Origin of the sequence: Streptomyces sp. NRRL S-378, assembly GCF_000720645.1 — a bacterium.
Taxonomy (GTDB): domain Bacteria; phylum Actinomycetota; class Actinomycetes; order Streptomycetales; family Streptomycetaceae; genus Streptomyces.
On the sequence record NZ_JOBX01000037.1, the window covers coordinates 34,621 to 52,189 of the forward strand.

Consider the following 17,569-nt stretch of genomic DNA (forward strand, 5'->3'; position numbering starts at 1 on the left):
GATGCTTCGGCCCACTGCAGGGGGCCCCACGGCATCCGGCCGCTCCAGGCAGGGCTGCCTCCGGGCCAAGGGCCGGTGCTCCGGGCCAAGGGCCGGTGCTCCGGAACGAGTTGACAGCCCGTCGAACTCCGGGACACCATCCCGGCGATGGAGATCAACGATCTGACCCCGGCCGAGCGCCGCGTATGGGAGGCCTTCCCGCGCGGCGACGGAGTCGACTTCCGGGAGCACCCCGAGGACAGCTCCGTGGACGGGGCCGGCTGGGGACCCGGACGCACCCTGCGCGCCGAGGTGCTGCGCGCCCTCCTGCTGGGCGCCGCACCCGCCGCGGAGGGCCGGGTCGCCGGGCTCAAGATCAAGGGCGCGAGGATCGTCGGCAAGCTCGACCTCCGCTACGCGGTGGTCGACCATCCCATCCGGATGCGCGACTGCTGGTTCGAACGCAAACCGCTCCTGTACGGCGCCCAGCTGAAGGCCCTCGTCCTCGGCTACTCGACCCTGCCCGGCCTCACGGCCGCCACCCTGCGCGTCGACGTCGTCCTGCGGCTCTCCTGCTGCCGCATCAGCGGCCCCGTCCGGCTCCAGGGCGCCAAGATATCCGGGGGCCTCTTCCTGCAGGGCGCGGTGGTCGGACCCGCGACGGGCGAGGAGGCGGACGAGCCGCCGCTCCAGCTCAACCACGTGGAGATCGGCACCGACATCATCGCGAACGACCTGACCGTCCACGGCCAGCTCCGCCTCAACGGCGCCGTCGTCGGAGGCCAGGTCAACCTCGACAACGCCCACCTGCTCGCTCCGGACGGCACCGCCCTCCAGGCCGAGACCCTCACGGTCGGCACCAACCTCCACGCCGCGCGGGCCCGGACCCGGGGCCGCCTCAACCTCACCGGCTCCCGGATACCCGGCCGCCTGAACCTCGCCCACGCCGTCCTCGACAACCCGGGCGGCATCGCCCTGCGCGCCTCCAGCTGCACGGTCGGCGAGATGTGGCTGCCCGCCTGCGAGGACGTACGGGGCACGGTGAACCTGCGCCGCTCACAGGTCGACCTGCTGAACATGCGGCCGGGCACCTGGCGGGACCCGCTGCGCCTGGACGGCCTGACCTACCGCGCACTGGGCCCCCACCTGCCCGCGGCGGAGCGGCTGACCGCGCTGGAGACCGGCGAGCCCGGATACCTCCCGTACCCGTACGAGCAGCTGGCCGCGGCCTACCGCACCGCGGGCGACGAGGAGGCGGCCCGTACGGTCATGCTCGCCAAACTGCGCCGGCACCGCCGCACCCTGCCCCGGCACACCCGCCTGTGGGGACTCCTCCAGGACGCGACGGTCGGCTACGGCTTCCGGCCGCTGCGCGCGGCGGGCTGGCTGACGGCGCTCCTGCTCACCGGGGCGATCGCGTTCACGCTGGAGCAGCCCCGGCCGCTCAAGCAGGGCGAGGCTCCGGACTTCAACGCCGTCTTCTACACCATCGACCTGATGCTGCCGATCATCGGTTTCGGCCAGGAACAGGCCTTCGCGCCGAGCGGCTGGCACCAGTGGCTGTCGTACCTGCTCATCGTGACCGGCTGGATCCTCGCCACCACGACGGCGGCGGGCGTCAGCCGGTCACTGCGGCGACAGTGAGGGCCACGGGAACCGCGGGGACCGCCGGGGCTAGGCGGCCTTCGCCTTGGTCGCGTACATGTCGACGTACTCCTGGCCCGAGAGCCGCATGACCTCGGCCATCACCGAGTCCGTGACGGCGCGCAGCACGTACCGGTCGCGGTCCATGCCCTCGTAGCGGGAGAACTCCATCGGCTCGCCGAAGCGGACGGTGACCCGGCCCGGGCGCGGCATGCCGGCGCCGCCGGGCTGGAGCTTGTCGGTGCCGATCATCGCGAAGGGCACCACGGGGGCGCCGGTCATCAGGGTGAGGCGGGCGATGCCGGTGCGGCCGCGGTAGAGCCGCCCGTCGGGGGAGCGGGTGCCCTCGGGGTAGATGCCGAAGATCTTGCCCTCTTCGAGGATCCTGCGGCCGGTCATCAGGGCCGCGACCCCGCCGTTGGCGCCGTCACGGTCCACCGGGATCATGCCGGAGCCGGTGAAGAACCACGCCATGAGCCGGCCCTTGAGGCCCTTGCCGGTCACGTACTCGTCCTTGCCGATGAAGTGGACCGTGCGGTCGCACACCAGCGGCAGGATCATGGAGTCGATGAAGGTGAGGTGGTTGCCCGCCAGAATCACCGGCCCGGAGCCGGGGATGTTCTCGACGCCCTCCACGCGGGTGCGGAACATCGTGCGCATGACCGGTCCGACAGTGGCTTTGATGAGCTTCGTACGGAACAACGTGGGCCCCTCCGGCATCGAAAAGCGGCTCGCGCGCCCACCACGCGGCGGTAGCGCAGGTGAGGACGATACTCGCGAGTCAGCTCCGCGCGCACATCGGGTTCACGTGTCGGATACGTAATGTTGACACGCGTTTTCGCCAAGTTCCCCGGCTGTGCCTCCGAGGCACCCCCTGCGGCCACCCCCCTTTGCCTACCATCGGCACGCCGATCACGACCTTCACGGCTACGGCCTTGAGGCCTTCACGACGAGGAGTGGCAGTCATGACGCAGGGTGGGGCAGCGCGGCGCACGGTCCTGGGAGCGGCGGTCCTGGCGGCGGGGACGGGGATCACCGGCCTCGCGGCGGGAACGGCCTCCGCGGCGGGGACGTCCTCGGCGTCTTCGCCGTCCTCGGTGCCCGCCGCGGGCGGCGGGCACGGCGACGACGGCTTCCGGGGCCTGCCGTACCCCACGGTCATCGGCCACCGCGGCGCCAGCGGTTACCGGCCGGAGCACACGCTCGGCTCCTACCAGCTGGCCCTCGACCTGGGCGCGGACGTCGTCGAGCAGGACCTGGTCCCCACCCGGGACGGCCACCTGGTGTGCCGCCACGAGAACGAGATCGGCGGGACCACCGACGTCGCCGACCATCGCGAGTTCGCCTCCCGGCGCACCACCAAGTCCGTCGACGGGGTCCAGGTCACCGGCTGGTTCACCGAGGACTTCACCCTCGCCGAGCTGAAGACCCTGCGCGCGAAGGAACGCATCCCCGCCGTCCGTCAGCGCAACACGCTCTACGACGGCCAGTGGGCGGTCCCCACCTTCGAAGAGGTGCTCCGCTGGGCCGACCGCGAGGGCAGGCGGCGCGGCGAGCGGGTCTGGCTGCACGTCGAGACCAAGCACCCCAGCTACTTCCGCAACCTGGGCCTCGGCCTGGAGGAGCCCCTCGCCCGGTTGCTGCGCCGGTACCGCCGCGACGGGCGGGACGCCGCCGTCTTCCTCCAGTCCTTCGAGCCGTCCAGCATCCAGCGGCTCTCCCGGCTGGTCTCCGCGCCCCGCGTGGTCCTGCTCTCCGCCGCGGGAACCCGCCCCTGGGACTTCGAACAGGCGGGGGACCCGCGCACCGTCGCCGACCTGGTCAAGCCCGAGGGCCTCAGGTGGATCGCCGGCTTCGCCCAGGGCATCGGCCCCACCATGGACCTGATCCTCCCGCGCGACGCGGCGGGCCGGCTCGGCGCCCCCACCACCCTGGTGAAGGACGCCCACGCCCGCGGCCTGCTGCTGCACCCCTACACCGCGCGCAACGAGAACAGCTTCCTGCCCGCCGAGTACCGCAGGGGCACGGATCCGGCCGCGTACGGGGACGCCCTCGGCGCCTTCCGCACCTACTTCGAGCAGGGCATCGACGGGATCTTCACCGACAACCCGGACACCGGACTGCTCGCCGCCGAGGCCTTCCGCCCGGGCCGGCGCCCCGTCAACCGCTGAGCTCCGCTTCCCGATCGAGTGGGCCGTGCCGGGCGGGGAAACCGCCGGGCACGGCCCACTCGTCCCGCTCGGCATGGATCTGCTGAAGGACCCCGACCTCGTGAACGAACTGGGCCCGCTGCTCTCCGCGGAGGCGGCGGCGGAGGCCCCGGCTGCCGGAATGGACGCGGCCGACCTCGAACAGGCCGTCTGGGTCAGGCTGCTGGAGAGCGGCCGGCGCGCCCCCGATCCCGCCGACCCGGCCGAGCCGGCCCGCTGGCTGCGCCGTGCGGTACGGGCCGAGGCCCGGCTCGCCCGGCGCCGGGCGCGGCGCGAGATCCCCTACGACCACCGCCGCACCTCCGCGGACGCCCGCCACCGCCGTTTCACGGACGGCGGCCCGCGGACCGGCGCCGCCACCGGGCCCGCGCCCGAAGACGCCCTGCTGCACGGGGAGGAGAACCGCGCACTCCGATCGGCCGTCGCCCGGTTGCCCGGGCGCTGTCCCGAGCTGATGCGGGCACTTCTTTCGCCCAGAGACCTCACATACCGTGAAATCGCAGGAGAGTTGGGTATCTCACAAGGAAGTTTAGGGCCCGTGCGTTCCCGTTGCCTGGGATGTCTGCGCAGAATGCTCGCGGCAGAGGTTGCGGCTCCTGGCCTTCGGGGAAAGGAGCGGTAGACCAACGGGCTACCAGGTGAGCTGGAGGCATGCGCACATGGGCATGAGCGTGACCATTTCGGCGGCGGTCGCCGAGGACGCCGAGCAGATCTTCAAACTGCAGTACCTGGCCTTCCAGCGCGAGGCCGAGCTGTACGGCAACTACCTCATCCAGCCGCTCACCCAGTCCCTGGACTCCCTGAAGGGCGAGCTGGCGACGGACACCGTCCTGGTGGCCCGGCTGGGCGACGAGATCGTCGGCACCGTCCGCGGCAGCGTGGACGAGGAGGGCACCGCCAAGATCGCCAAGCTGTGCGTCCACCCGCGCCTGCAGGGCCACGGGCTCGGCGCGCGCCTGCTGCGCGCCGTGGAGGAGGCCCTCGCGAGCCCCGGCACCGCCACCCGCTTCCGCCTGCACACCGGTCACAAGAGCGAGTCCAACCTGCGCCTCTACCGCAAGGCCGGCTACGTCAAGGTCGGCGGGCGCACGGCGTCCGACGGCGTGCAGCTGGTGATCCTGGAGAAGGAAGCCAAGGACCCGGCCGACTTCGCGGTCAGCGCCTGAGCCGGCTCAGCGGCTGCGGAGCCAGAGCATCCCGGTGATCGGCAGGATCACCGGGATGAACAGGTAGCCCATCCCGAACTGCGACCAGACGGTCGTGTCGGGGAAGGACTCCGGGCGCAGCAGGGTCCACGTGCCCACCGCCAGTACGCCCGCGAGCTCCACGGCGCAGCACACCAGGGCGGCCCTGCGCGCCGCCTCGCCGCCGCGCACCAGTGAGTAGGTGATGAACGCGTAGGCCAGCGCCGCCAGCGCGGACAGCGAGTAGGCCAGTGGCGCCCGGTCGAACTCGGTCGAGATCTGGAAGGCGGAGCGCGAGACCGCGCCCACCACCATCACCCCGTACAGCCACACGAGCAGCAGCCCGGGCCCGGAGACCAGCCGCTTGCGCCCGGGGGGAGTGGCGGTCGTCGTGTCAGCGTCAGGCACCGGTGGTTCCCCAGATGTCGTAGAGCCGTACTTCGAGGACGGCGAGGACCACCGCGCCGGCGGCCACGGTCACCGATCCCCACTTGGTCCGCTCGGTCAGCGAGAGCAGCCCGGCGGCCGGTACGGCGGCGAACGCGCCGAGCAGGTAGGCCACGAAGATCACCGAGCCCTCGTCGGGCTTCTCGCCCCTGGCCAGCCGCACCAGGCCGATCACCAGCTGGGCCAGGACCAGGACGGTCACCACGGCCATGCCGATGAAGTGCCAGTCCTTGGTCGGCTGGTCGCGCAGCGCGGCGTAACCGCACCAGGCGGCGAGGGCGAGTGCGGCCACGCCGATGGCGACCGTCAGGGCGTCGAGCATGCAGCGAGGGTATTACGGGCCGAAAGACCCGATGCGCGCACCCCTTGCCGTACGGCGGCCCCGGTGCGGCCCCGGCGCGGCCCCCGGGCCCGGCCCCGGGCGCGGGGGCCGCGGCCCGCGCCGTGCCCCGCTCCCGGCCCGCCCCGAGGCCGTGGTCTTGACCACAGGGGCCCTGCGGGCGGACCCCGCCGCGACCTCCGGACGCGGGTCCGCGGGTCCGCGTCGGCGCAGGTCAGGGGGGAGGCCGGAGGGGTGGGACGGGCGGCCGCGACGGACCGGCCTTGTCCGCCATGCGGCCGCATCGCGTCCGCTATCCGGACAACTTTGATCGGTGAGGGGATACGTCTGCTTTACTGGGGCCCATGACCACGACGAGCAGCCGCACCCTTGCGACCGAGGCGACGATGACGCCCGGTGCTCGCTGTATGTGTCGAATGTGCGCCTTCTGAGGGCCCCTTCCTGAGCCTCGCGCCCCGAAGCGAGACCGGCCGCGCCAGTACGTCACCACCTGATGGACAGCACGGCCCACTCATGCCCCGCGCACGCGTCGAAGCCATCGATTTCTGACGGTTCGTCCCGTATCGCGTCCCAGATGTATGCCCCGTGCCCGGCACTCCGCTGCGCCGCGCACTCGACAGCGACGGAATTCCTGTGATCACCACATCGGGCCTCACGAAGGTCTACCAGTCCCGTGGCCGCGAGGTCACCGCCCTGGACGGCGTCGACCTCCACGTCCGTGAGGGCGAGGTATACGGAGTCATCGGCCAGAGCGGCGCCGGCAAGTCCTCCCTGATCCGCTGCGTGAACCTGCTGGAGCGCCCCACCACCGGCACCGTGCACGTGGACGGCGTCGACCTCACGGCGCTCGCCGGCCGCGGCCGGCGAGCGGGCAAGGAACTGCGCGAGGCCCGCAGCCGCATCGGCATGGTCTTCCAGCACTTCAACCTGCTGTCCTCGCGCACCGTCCAGGCCAACATCGAGCTGCCCCTGGAGATCCTCGGCGTCTCCGGCCGCGAGCGCTCCCGCAAGGCCCTCGAACTGCTCGACCTGGTCGGCCTCGGCGACAAGGCCAAGGCCTACCCCACCCAGCTCTCCGGCGGCCAGAAGCAGCGCGTCGGCATCGCCCGCGCCCTGGCCGGCGACCCCAAGGTGCTGCTCTCCGACGAGGCCACCAGCGCCCTCGACCCCGAGACCACCCGCTCCATCCTGAAGCTGCTGCGCGACCTCAACGAGCAGCTGGGCCTCACCGTGCTGCTCATCACGCACGAGATGGACGTCGTCAAGACCGTCTGCGACTCGGCCGCCCTCATGAAGAAGGGCCGGATCGTGGAGTCCGGCACCGTCGCCGAACTGCTCGCCACCCCCGGCTCCGAGCTCGCGGGCGAGCTGTTCCCGGTCACCGGCGCCGCCTCCGGCCCCGACCGCACGGTCGTCGACGTCACCTTCCACGGCGAGGCCGCGGCCCAGCCCGTCATCTCGCAGCTCTCGCGCACCTACAACATCGACATCTCGATCCTCGGCGCCGCGATGGACACCGTCGCCGGCCGGCTGATCGGCCGCATGCGCATCGAACTCCCCGGCCGCTACGAGGACAACGTCGTGCCGGTGGGCTTCCTGCGCGAGCAGGGCCTCCAGGTCGACGTCGTCGACGAGGCGGACGGGGCCGACGGGATCGACAACGAACTGGCCGAACTGGCCGCACTGGTCAAGGATGGTGCCAAGTGACCTGGTCCGAGATGCAGCCCCTGCTCACCCAGGGCACCTACGACACCCTCTACATGGTGCTGTGGTCCACCCTGGTCACCGTGCTCGGCGGACTGCCCATCGGCATCCTGCTGGTCCTCACCGACAAGGGCGGCCTGCTGCAGAACCAGCCGGTCAACAAGGTCCTCGGCGTGATCGTGAACATAGGCCGATCGCTGCCGTTCATCATCCTGCTGATCTTCCTGATTCCGGTCACCACCGCGGTCGTCGGCACCTTCATCGGCCCCACCGCCATGATCGTCCCGCTCGCGATCGGCGCCATCCCCTTCTTCGCCCGGCTCGTCGAGACCGCCGTCCGCGAGGTGGACCACGGCCTGATCGAGGCCGTCGAGTCCATGGGCGGAGGCATTCCGACCCTGGTCGGCAAGGTGCTCCTGCCGCAGGCCCTGCCCTCCCTGGTCGCCGGCGTCACCACCACCGTCATCACCCTCGTCGGCTACTCCGCCATGGCGGGCGCCGTCGGTGGCGAAGGCCTGGGCTCCAAGGCCATCACGTACGGCTTCCAGCGCTTCGAGACCGGCTTCATGGTCGCCACCGTCGTGGTCCTCATCGTCCTCGTCACGGTCGTCCAGCTGATCGGCGACGGCGTCGTAGGCCTCCTGGCCCGCCGCGGCCGCACCGCCTGACCGGCACCCCGGGCAGCCCGCCCCCACCGATTTCCCCCCTAGAGCCCGCACTTGTCGTGCTTGGGCCACCACCAGCAAGTCCTCGGTACTTGTTCAGCAAGAAAGGCACTCTTCGTGCGTAAGAACATCAAGCTCACCGCCCTGGCCGCCACCGCCACCGCGCTGACCCTCGGCCTCACCGCCTGCGGCAGCTCCTCGGACCCGTCCTCCGCGAAGGCCGACGGCGGCAAGGCCGACGAGAGCAAGCCGCTCGTCATCGCGGCCTCCCCGAGCCCCCACGCCGACGTCCTGAACTTCGTCAAGGACAAGCTCGCGGCCAAGGAAGGCCTCAAGCTGGATGTCAAGGAGTTCACCGACTACGTCCTGCCCAACACCGCCACCGAGCAGGGCCAGGTCGACGGCAACTACTTCCAGCACAAGCCGTACCTCGACGACTTCAACAAGAAGAACAACACCCACGTCGTCCCCGTCGTGAACGTGCACCTGGAGCCCCTCGGCCTCTACTCCAAGAAGGTCAAGGCGCTCTCCGACATCAAGCCCGGCCAGACCATCGCCGTCCCCAACGACACCACCAACGAAGGCCGCGCACTCCAGCTGCTGGCCGCGAACAACCTGATCACCCTCAAGGAGGGTGTCGGCACCGGCGCCAAGCTGTCCGACATCACCGACAAGAAGGGCCTGGAGTTCAAGGAGCTGGAGGCCGCCACGGTCCCGCGCGCCCTGAGCGACGTGGACGCCGCAGTCATCAACGGCAACTACGCCCTGGAAGCGAACCTGGCGCCCGCCAAGGACGCGCTCGCCCTGGAGAAGGCCGAGGGCAACCCCTACGCCAACTTCCTCGCGGTCAAGGACGGCAACCAGAACGACCCGCGGATCCAGAAGCTCGCCAAGCTCCTGAACTCCGACGACGTCAAGAAGTTCATCGAGGAGAAGTACCAGGGCTCGGTCGTCCCGGCCTTCGGCACCCCCGCCTCCTGACCCCGCCGCCCGACCCGTCGGGCCCCGGACGGTCATGCATCTCGGCCCCGCACGCCCCTGTCGGCGCGCGGGGCCGAGTCCTGCCCGCTCCCGGGCAACCCGGCCCTGCACATCCCCCCGTCGATGCTGCATGCTGTGGCCTACGACCCGTGGACCCGGTCCTGCACCAACTGCCCCCGCCCACGGTCGCATCGCACCACGGTCGCACCACGTTCTCAGGCATGGAGCTGCGCATGACTACCACCTTTCCGGACGTCACCATCAGCACGGACCGGCTGGTGCTGCGCCCGTTCGAGGAGGAGGACGTCACCGCGCTCGCCGAGATGATGAACGACGAGAACATCACCGCCTGGACCTCCGTACCGCACCCCTACACCCACGCCGACGCGCAGGCATGGGCCACCCGTGACTCCCACGCCGAACGCGCCGAGGGCCGCGGCATCGTCTTCGCCGTCACCGAGTTCCTCACCCAGCGCCTCGTCGGCATCGTCCACCTCCGCAACACCGACTGGCGCACCCGCGCCACCGAGGTCGGCTACGTCACCGCGCCCTGGGCCCGCGGCGAGGGCTACGCCAGCGAGTCCGTCCTGGCCGTCGCCCAATGGCTCTTCCGCGAGCAGGCGTTCGAGCGCCTAGAACTGCGCACCGCCGCCGACAACACCGCCTCGCAGCAGGTCGCCCAGAAGATCGGCTGCATCAGCGAGGGCGTCCTGCGCAACGCGTGGACCGTGCGCACGCAGACGGCCGACGGCGGCTGGACCGACACCCGCACCGACCTCATCGTCTGGAGCCTCCTGCCCGAGGACCTCGACGAGGGCGACGGCCTCGACGGGTACGACGGCTACGAGAGCTACGACACCCACGACACCCACGGCGACGGCCGGGGCGCGTACCCGGCCCACGCGGTCCCCGGACAGCGGTCCGACGCGAACGGCCACCCCGTCGGCGCCGACCGGAAATGAACCGATGACCGGGTAGTCTCACCGTGCCCGCCCCTCCCTCCCGCCCCCCACATCAGGAGACAGACGACGATGGCCGACCGGGTCACGGTGATCGGCTGGGACGGTTCGCCCCTGACCTCGGCCGCCCGGTCCGCGCTCTCCGCCGCCACCCTCGTGGCCGGAGCCGCCCACCACCTCGCGCTCCCCGAAGTCCCGCCCACCGCCGAACGCATCCGCCTGGGCAGCCTGGGCCTGGCCGCCCGCCGCATCGCGGGCCACCGGGGCACCGCGGTGGTCCTCGCCGACGGCGACCCCGGCTTCTTCGGCGTCGTACGCACCCTGCGCGCCCCGGAGCACGGCCTGGAGGTCGAGGTCGTCCCCGCCGTCTCCTCCGTCGCGGCCGCCTTCGCCCGCGCCGGCATGCCCTGGGACGACGCACAGGTCGTCGTCGCCCACCCCCGCACCCTGCGGCGCGCCGTCAACGTCTGCCGCGCCCACCCCAAGGTCGCCGTCCTCACCTCGCCCGGCGCCGGACCCGCCGAACTCGCCCTGCTCCTCGACGGGGTCCACCGCACCTTCGTGGTCTGCGAGGAACTCGGCACGGACCGCGAGCAGGTGAGCGTCCTCACCTCCGACAAGGCCGCCGACCACAGCTGGCGCGACCCGAACGTCGTCATCGTCATCGGCGGCGCGGGGCAGGCGCCCGCCGCCGAGCCCGGCTGGCTGCTCGGCCAGACCCCCGCGCACTCCGCCGAACGCGGCTGGGCCCGGACCCGGCCCGGCGCGGGGGAGGGGGAGTCGGCACTGCTGCACGCGGCCCAACTCGCCCGGCTCGGCCCGCGCACCGGCGACCTCGTCTGGGACATCGGTACCGGGTCCGGCGGCGTGGCCGTGGACGCGGCCGCCCTCGGCGCGGCCGTCATCGCCGTGGACGCCGACCCCGCGGCCCGCGAGCGGGTGACCGCCGCCGCCCGCGCCCGAGGAGTGCAACTGCAGTTCGTCGCCGGACGGGCGCCGCACGTCCTGGAGAACCTGCCCGAGCCCGACGTCGTCCGCGTCGGCGGCGGCGGCGCCGAGGTCGTCGCGGCCGTCGCCGACCGGCGCCCCGAACGGATCGTCAGCCACGCCTCCACCCGCGACGAGGCGGAGGCCATCGGCCGGGTCCTCACCGAACACGGCTACGACGTCGAGTGCGCGCTCCTCCAGTCCGTCGGCCTGGACCCCCGCACCTGGGCCGAACAGGACCGTTCCGTGGTGTTCCTCCTGGCAGCTCAGCGCCCTGTGACCCGCTGAGACGAGGGCCGGGGTAGGCTGGCCGATCGTCGTACTGCGCGGACGTTTCGGGCATCGCGACACGGCCTGGACGCGCGACGTGGCGCAGTCCACAGAGGACCGTGGTGGTTATGGCCGCCACGATCGCTAACGGGCGCGACAATGCTTACTGGTTGTCGCGCAGGCGCACGTGAGACGGACTCGTCGCACCCGCGGCACCGCACGGCAACTCCGCTCGGAGGCCTCGTGGGCGGCCGGGTGATCGAAGAGGCAACACCGATGGGCGAGGGGTAAGCATGACTGACACCGGCCAGGTCCCGGGCGAGGGTCTCCCGGACAACACGGGCATGGTGGATCAGCAGGGCATCCCCGCCCCGGTCCAGATCCCGGCACCGATGCCCGGCTACGCCTTCCAGGACCTCATGGACCCGTCAGAGCCAGAGGACGAGGAACTCCTGCTGATGCCGAGCGCCCAGGGCTCCTGGAGCGACCCGCAGGTCGTCCCGCAGGTCCCGGCCTTCCCGGTGGAGCCCCAGGCCGCCGAGCCGCAGCCGTACGCCGACCCGTCCTACGGCGCCGACGCCGCCTACCCCGGCGCCCCGGCGGCGTACCCCGAGCCCGGCGCGTACACCGAGTTCACCCCGCCCGTCTTCCCCGACGGCTCCTACAGCGCCGGCGCCCACGAGACGGGCGGCCGGGACTCCGGCGCGCTCGACCTCGGCGGGCTCGTCGTCCCGCCGCCCGCGGCCCCCGCCGCCCCGATGGCCCCCGCGGCTCCCGTCCGGCGCCCGCTGCACATGGGCCCGCCCATGCCCGACGCCACCGGCGGAGTCGTACGGTCCCTCGCGGACCGCGGACCGGCCGCCGCGCCCGCGCAGGCCGCCCCGCCCGCCTCCGCCCAGAGCACCGCCACGGCGTCCACCCCGCTCCACCGGGCGGGCCCCCCGACCATGGGGCCCGAGTACCTGGACGTTCCCCGCGCGGAGGCCGCCCAGGGACCCGCCCCGCAGCTCGGCGAGGTCCCGCCGCAGGCCGGGACACCCTGGACGCCGGAGCCGGCCGCCGCGCCGGAGCCGCTGCCGGCCGAGGCCGCCCAGGCCCCCGAGCCGGTCGGGACCCCCGAGCCGGTACAGGCCCCCGAGCCGGTACAGGCCCCCGAGCCGGTACAGGCGGCCGTGGAGCCCGAGGCGCCGACGGCGCCCGCCGAGGCGGTGGCCCAGGCCCCGCAGCAGCCCGAGGCCGCACCGGCAGGGGCGCCCGCCCCGACGGCGGAGACCGCCGAGCCGGTGGCCGCCGAGGCGACGCCCGTCGTCGTACCCGAGACCGCCGCAGCTGCGGAGCCGGCCGAGGCGGCCGTCGAGGCCGTCGTCATGGAGCCGGTCCAGCCGGTGCCGGCCGAAGCCGCGCCCGAAGCGGCCCCGCCGGTGGCCGTCCCGCCGCAGCCCGTGGCGGCCGCCCCCGCGGAGGCCGTGGAGCCGGTCGCGCCCGTCGTGCCCGAGCCGGTCCACCCGGAGCCCGTGGCCGTCGCCGCGGAGCCCGCCGAGCCGGCCGCCGAGGCCGTCGTCGTGGAGCCCGTCCAGCCCGTGACCGCCGAGGCCGTCGCTCCTGTCCCGGTCCAGCCCGGGGCCGCCCCGTCCCAGCCCGCCGTGACCGCCCCCGAGGAAGCCGCCCAGCCGGTCGCCGGGGCCGTCGTCGTGGAGCCCGTCCGGCCCGAGCCCGCCGAGGCGCAGGACGCCGTCCAGCCGGAACCGGCAGAGGGCGAACAGGCCGAGGGCGAACAGGCCGAGGGCGCGCAGGCCGCGCAGGCCGCGCCCGAGGCCGAGCCCGCCGCGGGCGACCCGGCCCCCGGCTACGACGACGCCGAGCGCGAGGCCGTCCTGCGCGTCATGCGCGAGCGCCGCGACATCCGCAAGGGCTTCCGCACCGACCCGATCCCGCACGAGGTGCTGCTCCGCGTCCTGGAGGCGGCCCACACCGCGCCCAGCGTCGGCCACTCCCAGCCCTGGGACTTCGTCGTCATCCGCTCCGCCGACACCCGCCGGACGATGCACGAGCTCGCCCAGCGCCAGCGCGAGGCGTACGCGAAGTCGCTGCCCAAGGGCCGCGCGAAGCAGTTCAAGGAACTGAAGATCGAGGCCATCCTCGACACCCCGGTGAACATCGTGGTCACCGCCGACCCCACCCGCGGCGGCCGCCACACCCTCGGCCGCCACACCCAGCCGCAGATGGCCCCGTACTCCTCCGCCCTCGCCGTCGAGAACCTCTGGCTCGCCGCGCGCGCCGAAGGCCTCGGCGTCGGCTGGGTCAGCTTCTTCGACGAGCGCGAGATGGTCCGCGAGCTCGGCCTGCCGGAGCACCTGGAGGTCGTCGCCTACCTGTGCGTCGGCTACGTCGACGAGTTCCCGGAGGAGCCCGAGCTCGCCCAGGCCGGCTGGTCGCAGCGCCGACCGCTCTCCTGGGTGGTCCACGAGGAGACCTACGGCCGTCGAGCGCTGCCCGGCGAGGAGCCGCACGACCTCCTCTCCGAGACGGTCGCCAGCATCCGCCCGCTCGATGCGAAGGCGCTCGGCGAGGCCTGGGAGCGCCAGAAGCGCATGACCAAGCCCGCCGGGGCCCTGGGCATGCTGGAGATCATCTCCGCCCAGCTCGCGGGCCTGTCCCGGGTCTGCCCGCCGCCGATCCCGGAGCCGGCCGCGGTCGCGATCTTCGCGGGTGACCACGGGGTCCACGCCCAGGGCGTCACCCCGTGGCCCCAGGAGGTCACCACGCAGATGGTCGCCAACTTCCTGGGCGGCGGCGCGGTCTGCAACGCCTTCGCCAACCAGGTCGGCGCCGAGGTCTGCGTGATCGACGTCGGCGTCGCGGGCGACCTCCCGGCCACCCCGGGCCTGCTCCCGCGCAAGGTCCGCCCGGGCACCGCCGACCTGTCCGCGGGCCCGGCGATGACCCGCGAGGAGGCCGTCGCCGCCATCGAGGTGGGCATCGAGACGGCCCGCGATCTGGTCGCAGCGGGCAACAAGGCGCTCCTCACGGGCGAGATGGGCATCGCGAACACCACGGTCTCCGCCGCTCTCATCTCCGTCTTCACGGGCGTCGACCCGTCCGAGGTCACCGGCCGCGGCACGGGCATCAACGACGAGACGCACGCCCGCAAGGTCGACGTGGTCCGCCGCGCCCTGGAGCTGCACCAGCCGGACCCGGCGGACCCGATCGGCGTCCTCGCGGCGATCGGCGGCCTGGAGCACGCGGCGATCGTGGGCCTCCTCCTGGGCGGCGCGTCCCTGCGCACGCCGGTGATCCTGGACGGCGTCAGCGCCGGAGCCGCCGCACTGGTGGCCCGCGCCATCGCCCCCGAGTCGCTCTCGGCCTGCATCGCGGGCCACCGCAGCGCGGAGCCGGGCCACGTGGCGGCCCTGAACAAGCTGGGCCTGCGGCCCCTGGTCGACCTGGACCTCCGCCTCGGCGAGGGCACCGGCGCCCTGCTCGCCCTCCCGCTGGTCCAGAGCGCGGCCCGCGCGATGCACGAGGTCGCCACCTTCGACTCGGCGGGCGTCACGGAGAAGTAACCCGTCCCCGGCGGGGCCTCCGCCCCGACACACCTCGAACGCCGACGGGGCTGGGCCTGCGGTACGGGCTGCCGTGGGGCGGGAACCCTCCGGGAGGTCCCCGCAGGCCGGGCGAACCCACCGCCGGGCGACGGGCCGGTGCGCTCAGGGTTCGCGAGCCCAGAGACCTGCCGGTGAGGCAGCGCCCCACCGCGCAGCCCCGCCCGAACGGGAGCGTGCCCGCGCCCACGGACGCCGGGCGGGGTCCCCCCGGATCGCCTCTTGGGGACGTCACCGGGTGTCCCGACGCCTCCGCCGGACCGGTCCCGTCGGGCCGTACCGCCACCGCACGGCGGACGCGCCCCACCGGTGGCGTGCGGGGTGCGGGGGCGGAGCCCCGCAGGGAGCGGGGGCGCAGCCCCCGTCCGCACCTCGGGACGGCCCGCGCCGTATGGTGGACCCGCACCGCATCACCGCACGTCAGCAATCCCGCCGCTCCAGAGCCGCAGCGGCACGACAGAACGACTGCCGCATCAGGAGCCGCACTGCCATGGCCGACACCCCCGCCTACCCCGTAGGACTCCGCCTCGCCGGCCGCCGCGTCGTCGTCATCGGCGGTGGCCAGGTCGCCCAGCGCCGCCTCCCCGCGCTCATCGCGGCCGGCGCCGACGTCCTCCTCGTCTCGCCCTCCGCCACCCCCTCCGTGGACGCCATGGCCGAGACCGGCGAGATCCGCTGGGAGCGCCGCCGCTACCAGGACGGCGACCTCTCCGGCGCCTGGTACGCGCTCATCGCCACGCAGCACCGCGACGTCAACGAGCAGGCCTCCGCCGAGGCCGAGCGCGAGCGCGTGTGGTGCGTGCGCGCCGACGACGCCGCCGCGGCCACCGCCTGGACCCCGGCCACCGGCCGCATCGAGGGCGTCACCGTCGCCGTGCTGACCGGCAACGACCCGCGCCGGTCCGCCGCCGTCCGGGACGCCGTGGTCGAGGGCCTGCGCGACGGCAGCCTCGCCGCCCCCGGCCACCGCCACAAGTCCACCCCCGGCGTCGCCCTCGTCGGAGGCGGCCCGGGCGACCCGGACCTGATCACCGTGCGCGGGCGCCGTCTCCTCGCCGAGGCCGACGTGGTCATCGCCGACCGGCTCGGGCCCCGCGACCTGCTCGACGAGCTCCCCCCGCACGTGGAGGTCATCGACGCCGCGAAGATCCCGTACGGCCGGTTCATGGCCCAGGAGGCCATCAACAACGCGCTGATCGAGCACGCCAAGGCCGGCAAGGCCGTCGTCCGGCTCAAGGGCGGGGACCCGTACGTCTTCGGCCGCGGCATGGAGGAGCTCCAGGCCCTCGCCGAGGCCGGGATCGCCTGCACCGTCGTCCCCGGCATCTCCAGCTCGATCTCCGTGCCCGGCGCCGTCGGCATCCCGGTCACCCACCGCGGGGTCGCCCACGAGTTCACCGTGGTCAGCGGGCACGTCGGGCCCGACGACCCGCGCTCCCTCGTGGACTGGGCCTCCCTCGCCAAGCTCACCGGCACCCTGGTGATCCTCATGGGCGTCGACAAGATCGGCCTGATCGCCGAGGCGCTCGTCCGGCACGGCCGCTCCGCCGACACCCCCGTCGCGGTCGTCCAGGAGGGCACCACCGCCACCCAGCGCCGGGTGGACGCCACCCTCGCCACGGTCGGCGAGACGGTCCGCGCCGAGGAGGTCCGCCCGCCCGCGGTCATCGTGATCGGCGAGGTCGTCCGCGTCGGCAGCCCGGACGTTCCCACCACCAGCGCCTGACAAGGCCGTTGGCACCGCACCCAGGACAAGGCAGTATCACCCTGTGGCTGATCTCATCACCATCACCGACCCCGACGACCCCCGCCTGCGCGACTACACGGGCCTGACCGACGTCGAACTGCGGCGCAGGCGCGAACCCGCGGAAGGCCTCTTCATCGCCGAGGGCGAGAAGGTCATCAGACGGGCCAAGGACGCCGGGTACGAGATGCGCTCGATGCTGCTCTCCGCCAAGTGGGTCGACGTCATGCGCGACGTCATCGACGAGATCCCGGCCCCGGTCTACGCCGTCAGCCCCGACCTCGCCGAACGCGTCACCGGCTACCACGTGCACCGCGGCGCCCTCGCCTCCATGCAGCGCAAACCGCTGCCCACGGCCGAGGAACTCCTCGCCACGACCCGCCGGGTGGTCGTCATGGAGGCGGTCAACGACCACACCAACATCGGGGCCATCTTCCGCAGCGCCGCCGCCCTCGGCATGGACGCCGTGCTGCTGTCGCCGGACTGTGCCGACCCGCTCTACCGGCGCTCGGTCAAGGTCTCCATGGGCGCTGTGTTCTCCGTGCCCTACGCCCGTCTGGAGGCCTGGCCCAAGAGCCTGGACTCGGTGCGCGAGGCCGGCTTCAAGCTGCTGGCGCTGACCCCGCACGAGAAGGCGACACCGATCGACGTGGCGGCCCCGCAGTCCCTGGAGCGGGTGGCGCTGATGCTCGGCGCCGAGGGCGACGGCCTGTCCACGCAGGCGCTCGTCGCCGCCGACGAGTGGGTGCGCATCCCCATGGCCCACGGCGTGGACTCGCTGAACGTGGGCGCCGCCGCCGCGGTCGCCTTCTACGCGGTGGCCCAGGGCCGCCCGTAGCGGCCCGCGGGGCGG

General features: G+C 73.3%; 15 protein-coding genes. 12 read left to right on the forward strand and 3 right to left on the reverse strand.

Annotated elements, in window-relative coordinates:
- The first annotated feature begins 147 nt into the window (after nt 1-147).
- The gene (locus tag IH80_RS0124300) at nt 148-1,623 is read left to right on the forward strand and encodes a hypothetical protein (protein WP_030963285.1); all 1,476 of its coding nucleotides are present in this window, start codon (nt 148-150) and stop codon (nt 1,621-1,623) included.
- A gap of 30 nt (nt 1,624-1,653) precedes the next feature.
- On the opposite strand, the gene IH80_RS0124305 is transcribed toward IH80_RS0124300, so the two are convergent.
- Nucleotides 1,654-2,343, reverse strand: a complete 690-nt coding sequence (locus IH80_RS0124305) for a lysophospholipid acyltransferase family protein (protein WP_030963287.1) — start codon at nt 2,341-2,343, stop codon at nt 1,654-1,656.
- Nucleotides 2,344-2,588: 245 nt separating this feature from the next.
- Between IH80_RS0124305 and IH80_RS0124310 the strand changes: the two genes are divergently transcribed.
- From IH80_RS0124310 to IH80_RS0124320, 3 genes are all read left to right on the forward strand, one after another.
- Nucleotides 2,589-3,794, forward strand: a complete 1,206-nt coding sequence (locus IH80_RS0124310; protein WP_030963288.1) for a glycerophosphodiester phosphodiesterase — start codon at nt 2,589-2,591, stop codon at nt 3,792-3,794.
- A gap of 73 nt (nt 3,795-3,867) precedes the next feature.
- A complete protein-coding gene (locus IH80_RS42635; RefSeq protein WP_078906727.1) occupies nt 3,868-4,455 on the forward strand; it encodes an RNA polymerase sigma factor in 588 nt (195 codons plus the stop codon).
- A gap of 37 nt (nt 4,456-4,492) precedes the next feature.
- Nucleotides 4,493-4,999: a GNAT family N-acetyltransferase gene (locus IH80_RS0124320; RefSeq protein WP_030963290.1), complete on the forward strand. Its 507-nt coding sequence runs from the start codon at nt 4,493-4,495 to the stop codon at nt 4,997-4,999.
- A gap of 6 nt (nt 5,000-5,005) precedes the next feature.
- Here the strand turns inward: IH80_RS0124320 and IH80_RS0124325 are convergent, their stop codons facing one another.
- Complete coding sequence (locus tag IH80_RS0124325; RefSeq protein ID WP_030963292.1) at nt 5,006-5,425, reverse strand: hypothetical protein; 420 nt, start codon at nt 5,423-5,425, stop codon at nt 5,006-5,008.
- The gene (locus tag IH80_RS0124330; protein WP_030963294.1) at nt 5,418-5,786 is read right to left on the reverse strand and encodes a hypothetical protein; all 369 of its coding nucleotides are present in this window, start codon (nt 5,784-5,786) and stop codon (nt 5,418-5,420) included. The genes IH80_RS0124325 and IH80_RS0124330 overlap by 8 nt, the downstream gene beginning before the upstream one ends.
- A 651-nt stretch (nt 5,787-6,437) precedes the next feature.
- Here IH80_RS0124330 and IH80_RS0124335 point away from each other — a divergent pair.
- From IH80_RS0124335 to IH80_RS0124370, 8 genes are all read left to right on the forward strand, one after another.
- Entirely contained in the window at nt 6,438-7,511 is a 1,074-nt protein-coding gene (locus IH80_RS0124335) for a methionine ABC transporter ATP-binding protein (RefSeq protein ID WP_030963295.1), read from the forward strand.
- Nucleotides 7,508-8,176 (forward strand): methionine ABC transporter permease, encoded by a 669-nt coding sequence (locus IH80_RS0124340; protein WP_030963296.1) that lies wholly within the window; start codon nt 7,508-7,510, stop codon nt 8,174-8,176. Before IH80_RS0124335 ends, IH80_RS0124340 begins: the two co-directional genes overlap by 4 nt.
- Before the next feature lie 114 nt (nt 8,177-8,290).
- On the forward strand, nt 8,291-9,154 hold the full coding sequence (locus IH80_RS0124345; RefSeq protein WP_030963297.1) for a MetQ/NlpA family ABC transporter substrate-binding protein: 864 nt from the start codon (nt 8,291-8,293) through the stop codon (nt 9,152-9,154).
- A 233-nt stretch (nt 9,155-9,387) separates the two neighbouring features.
- Nucleotides 9,388-10,116 carry a GNAT family N-acetyltransferase gene (locus IH80_RS0124350; protein WP_037880977.1) on the forward strand — a complete coding sequence of 243 codons (729 nt, stop codon included), beginning with the start codon at nt 9,388-9,390 and terminating at the stop codon, nt 10,114-10,116.
- A 69-nt stretch (nt 10,117-10,185) separates the two neighbouring features.
- Nucleotides 10,186-11,388 carry a precorrin-6y C5,15-methyltransferase (decarboxylating) subunit CbiE gene (cbiE, locus tag IH80_RS0124355; protein WP_030963300.1) on the forward strand — a complete coding sequence of 401 codons (1,203 nt, stop codon included), beginning with the start codon at nt 10,186-10,188 and terminating at the stop codon, nt 11,386-11,388.
- A gap of 275 nt (nt 11,389-11,663) precedes the next feature.
- Nucleotides 11,664-14,933 (forward strand): nicotinate-nucleotide--dimethylbenzimidazole phosphoribosyltransferase, encoded by a 3,270-nt coding sequence (gene cobT, locus IH80_RS0124360; RefSeq protein ID WP_030963301.1) that lies wholly within the window; start codon nt 11,664-11,666, stop codon nt 14,931-14,933.
- Nucleotides 14,934-15,462: 529 nt separating this feature from the next.
- Nucleotides 15,463-16,698: a uroporphyrinogen-III C-methyltransferase gene (gene cobA, locus IH80_RS0124365; protein WP_030963302.1), complete on the forward strand. Its 1,236-nt coding sequence runs from the start codon at nt 15,463-15,465 to the stop codon at nt 16,696-16,698.
- A 43-nt stretch (nt 16,699-16,741) separates the two neighbouring features.
- The gene (locus IH80_RS0124370) at nt 16,742-17,554 is read left to right on the forward strand and encodes a TrmH family RNA methyltransferase (RefSeq protein WP_030963303.1); all 813 of its coding nucleotides are present in this window, start codon (nt 16,742-16,744) and stop codon (nt 17,552-17,554) included.
- Nucleotides 17,555-17,569 lie beyond the last annotated feature (15 nt).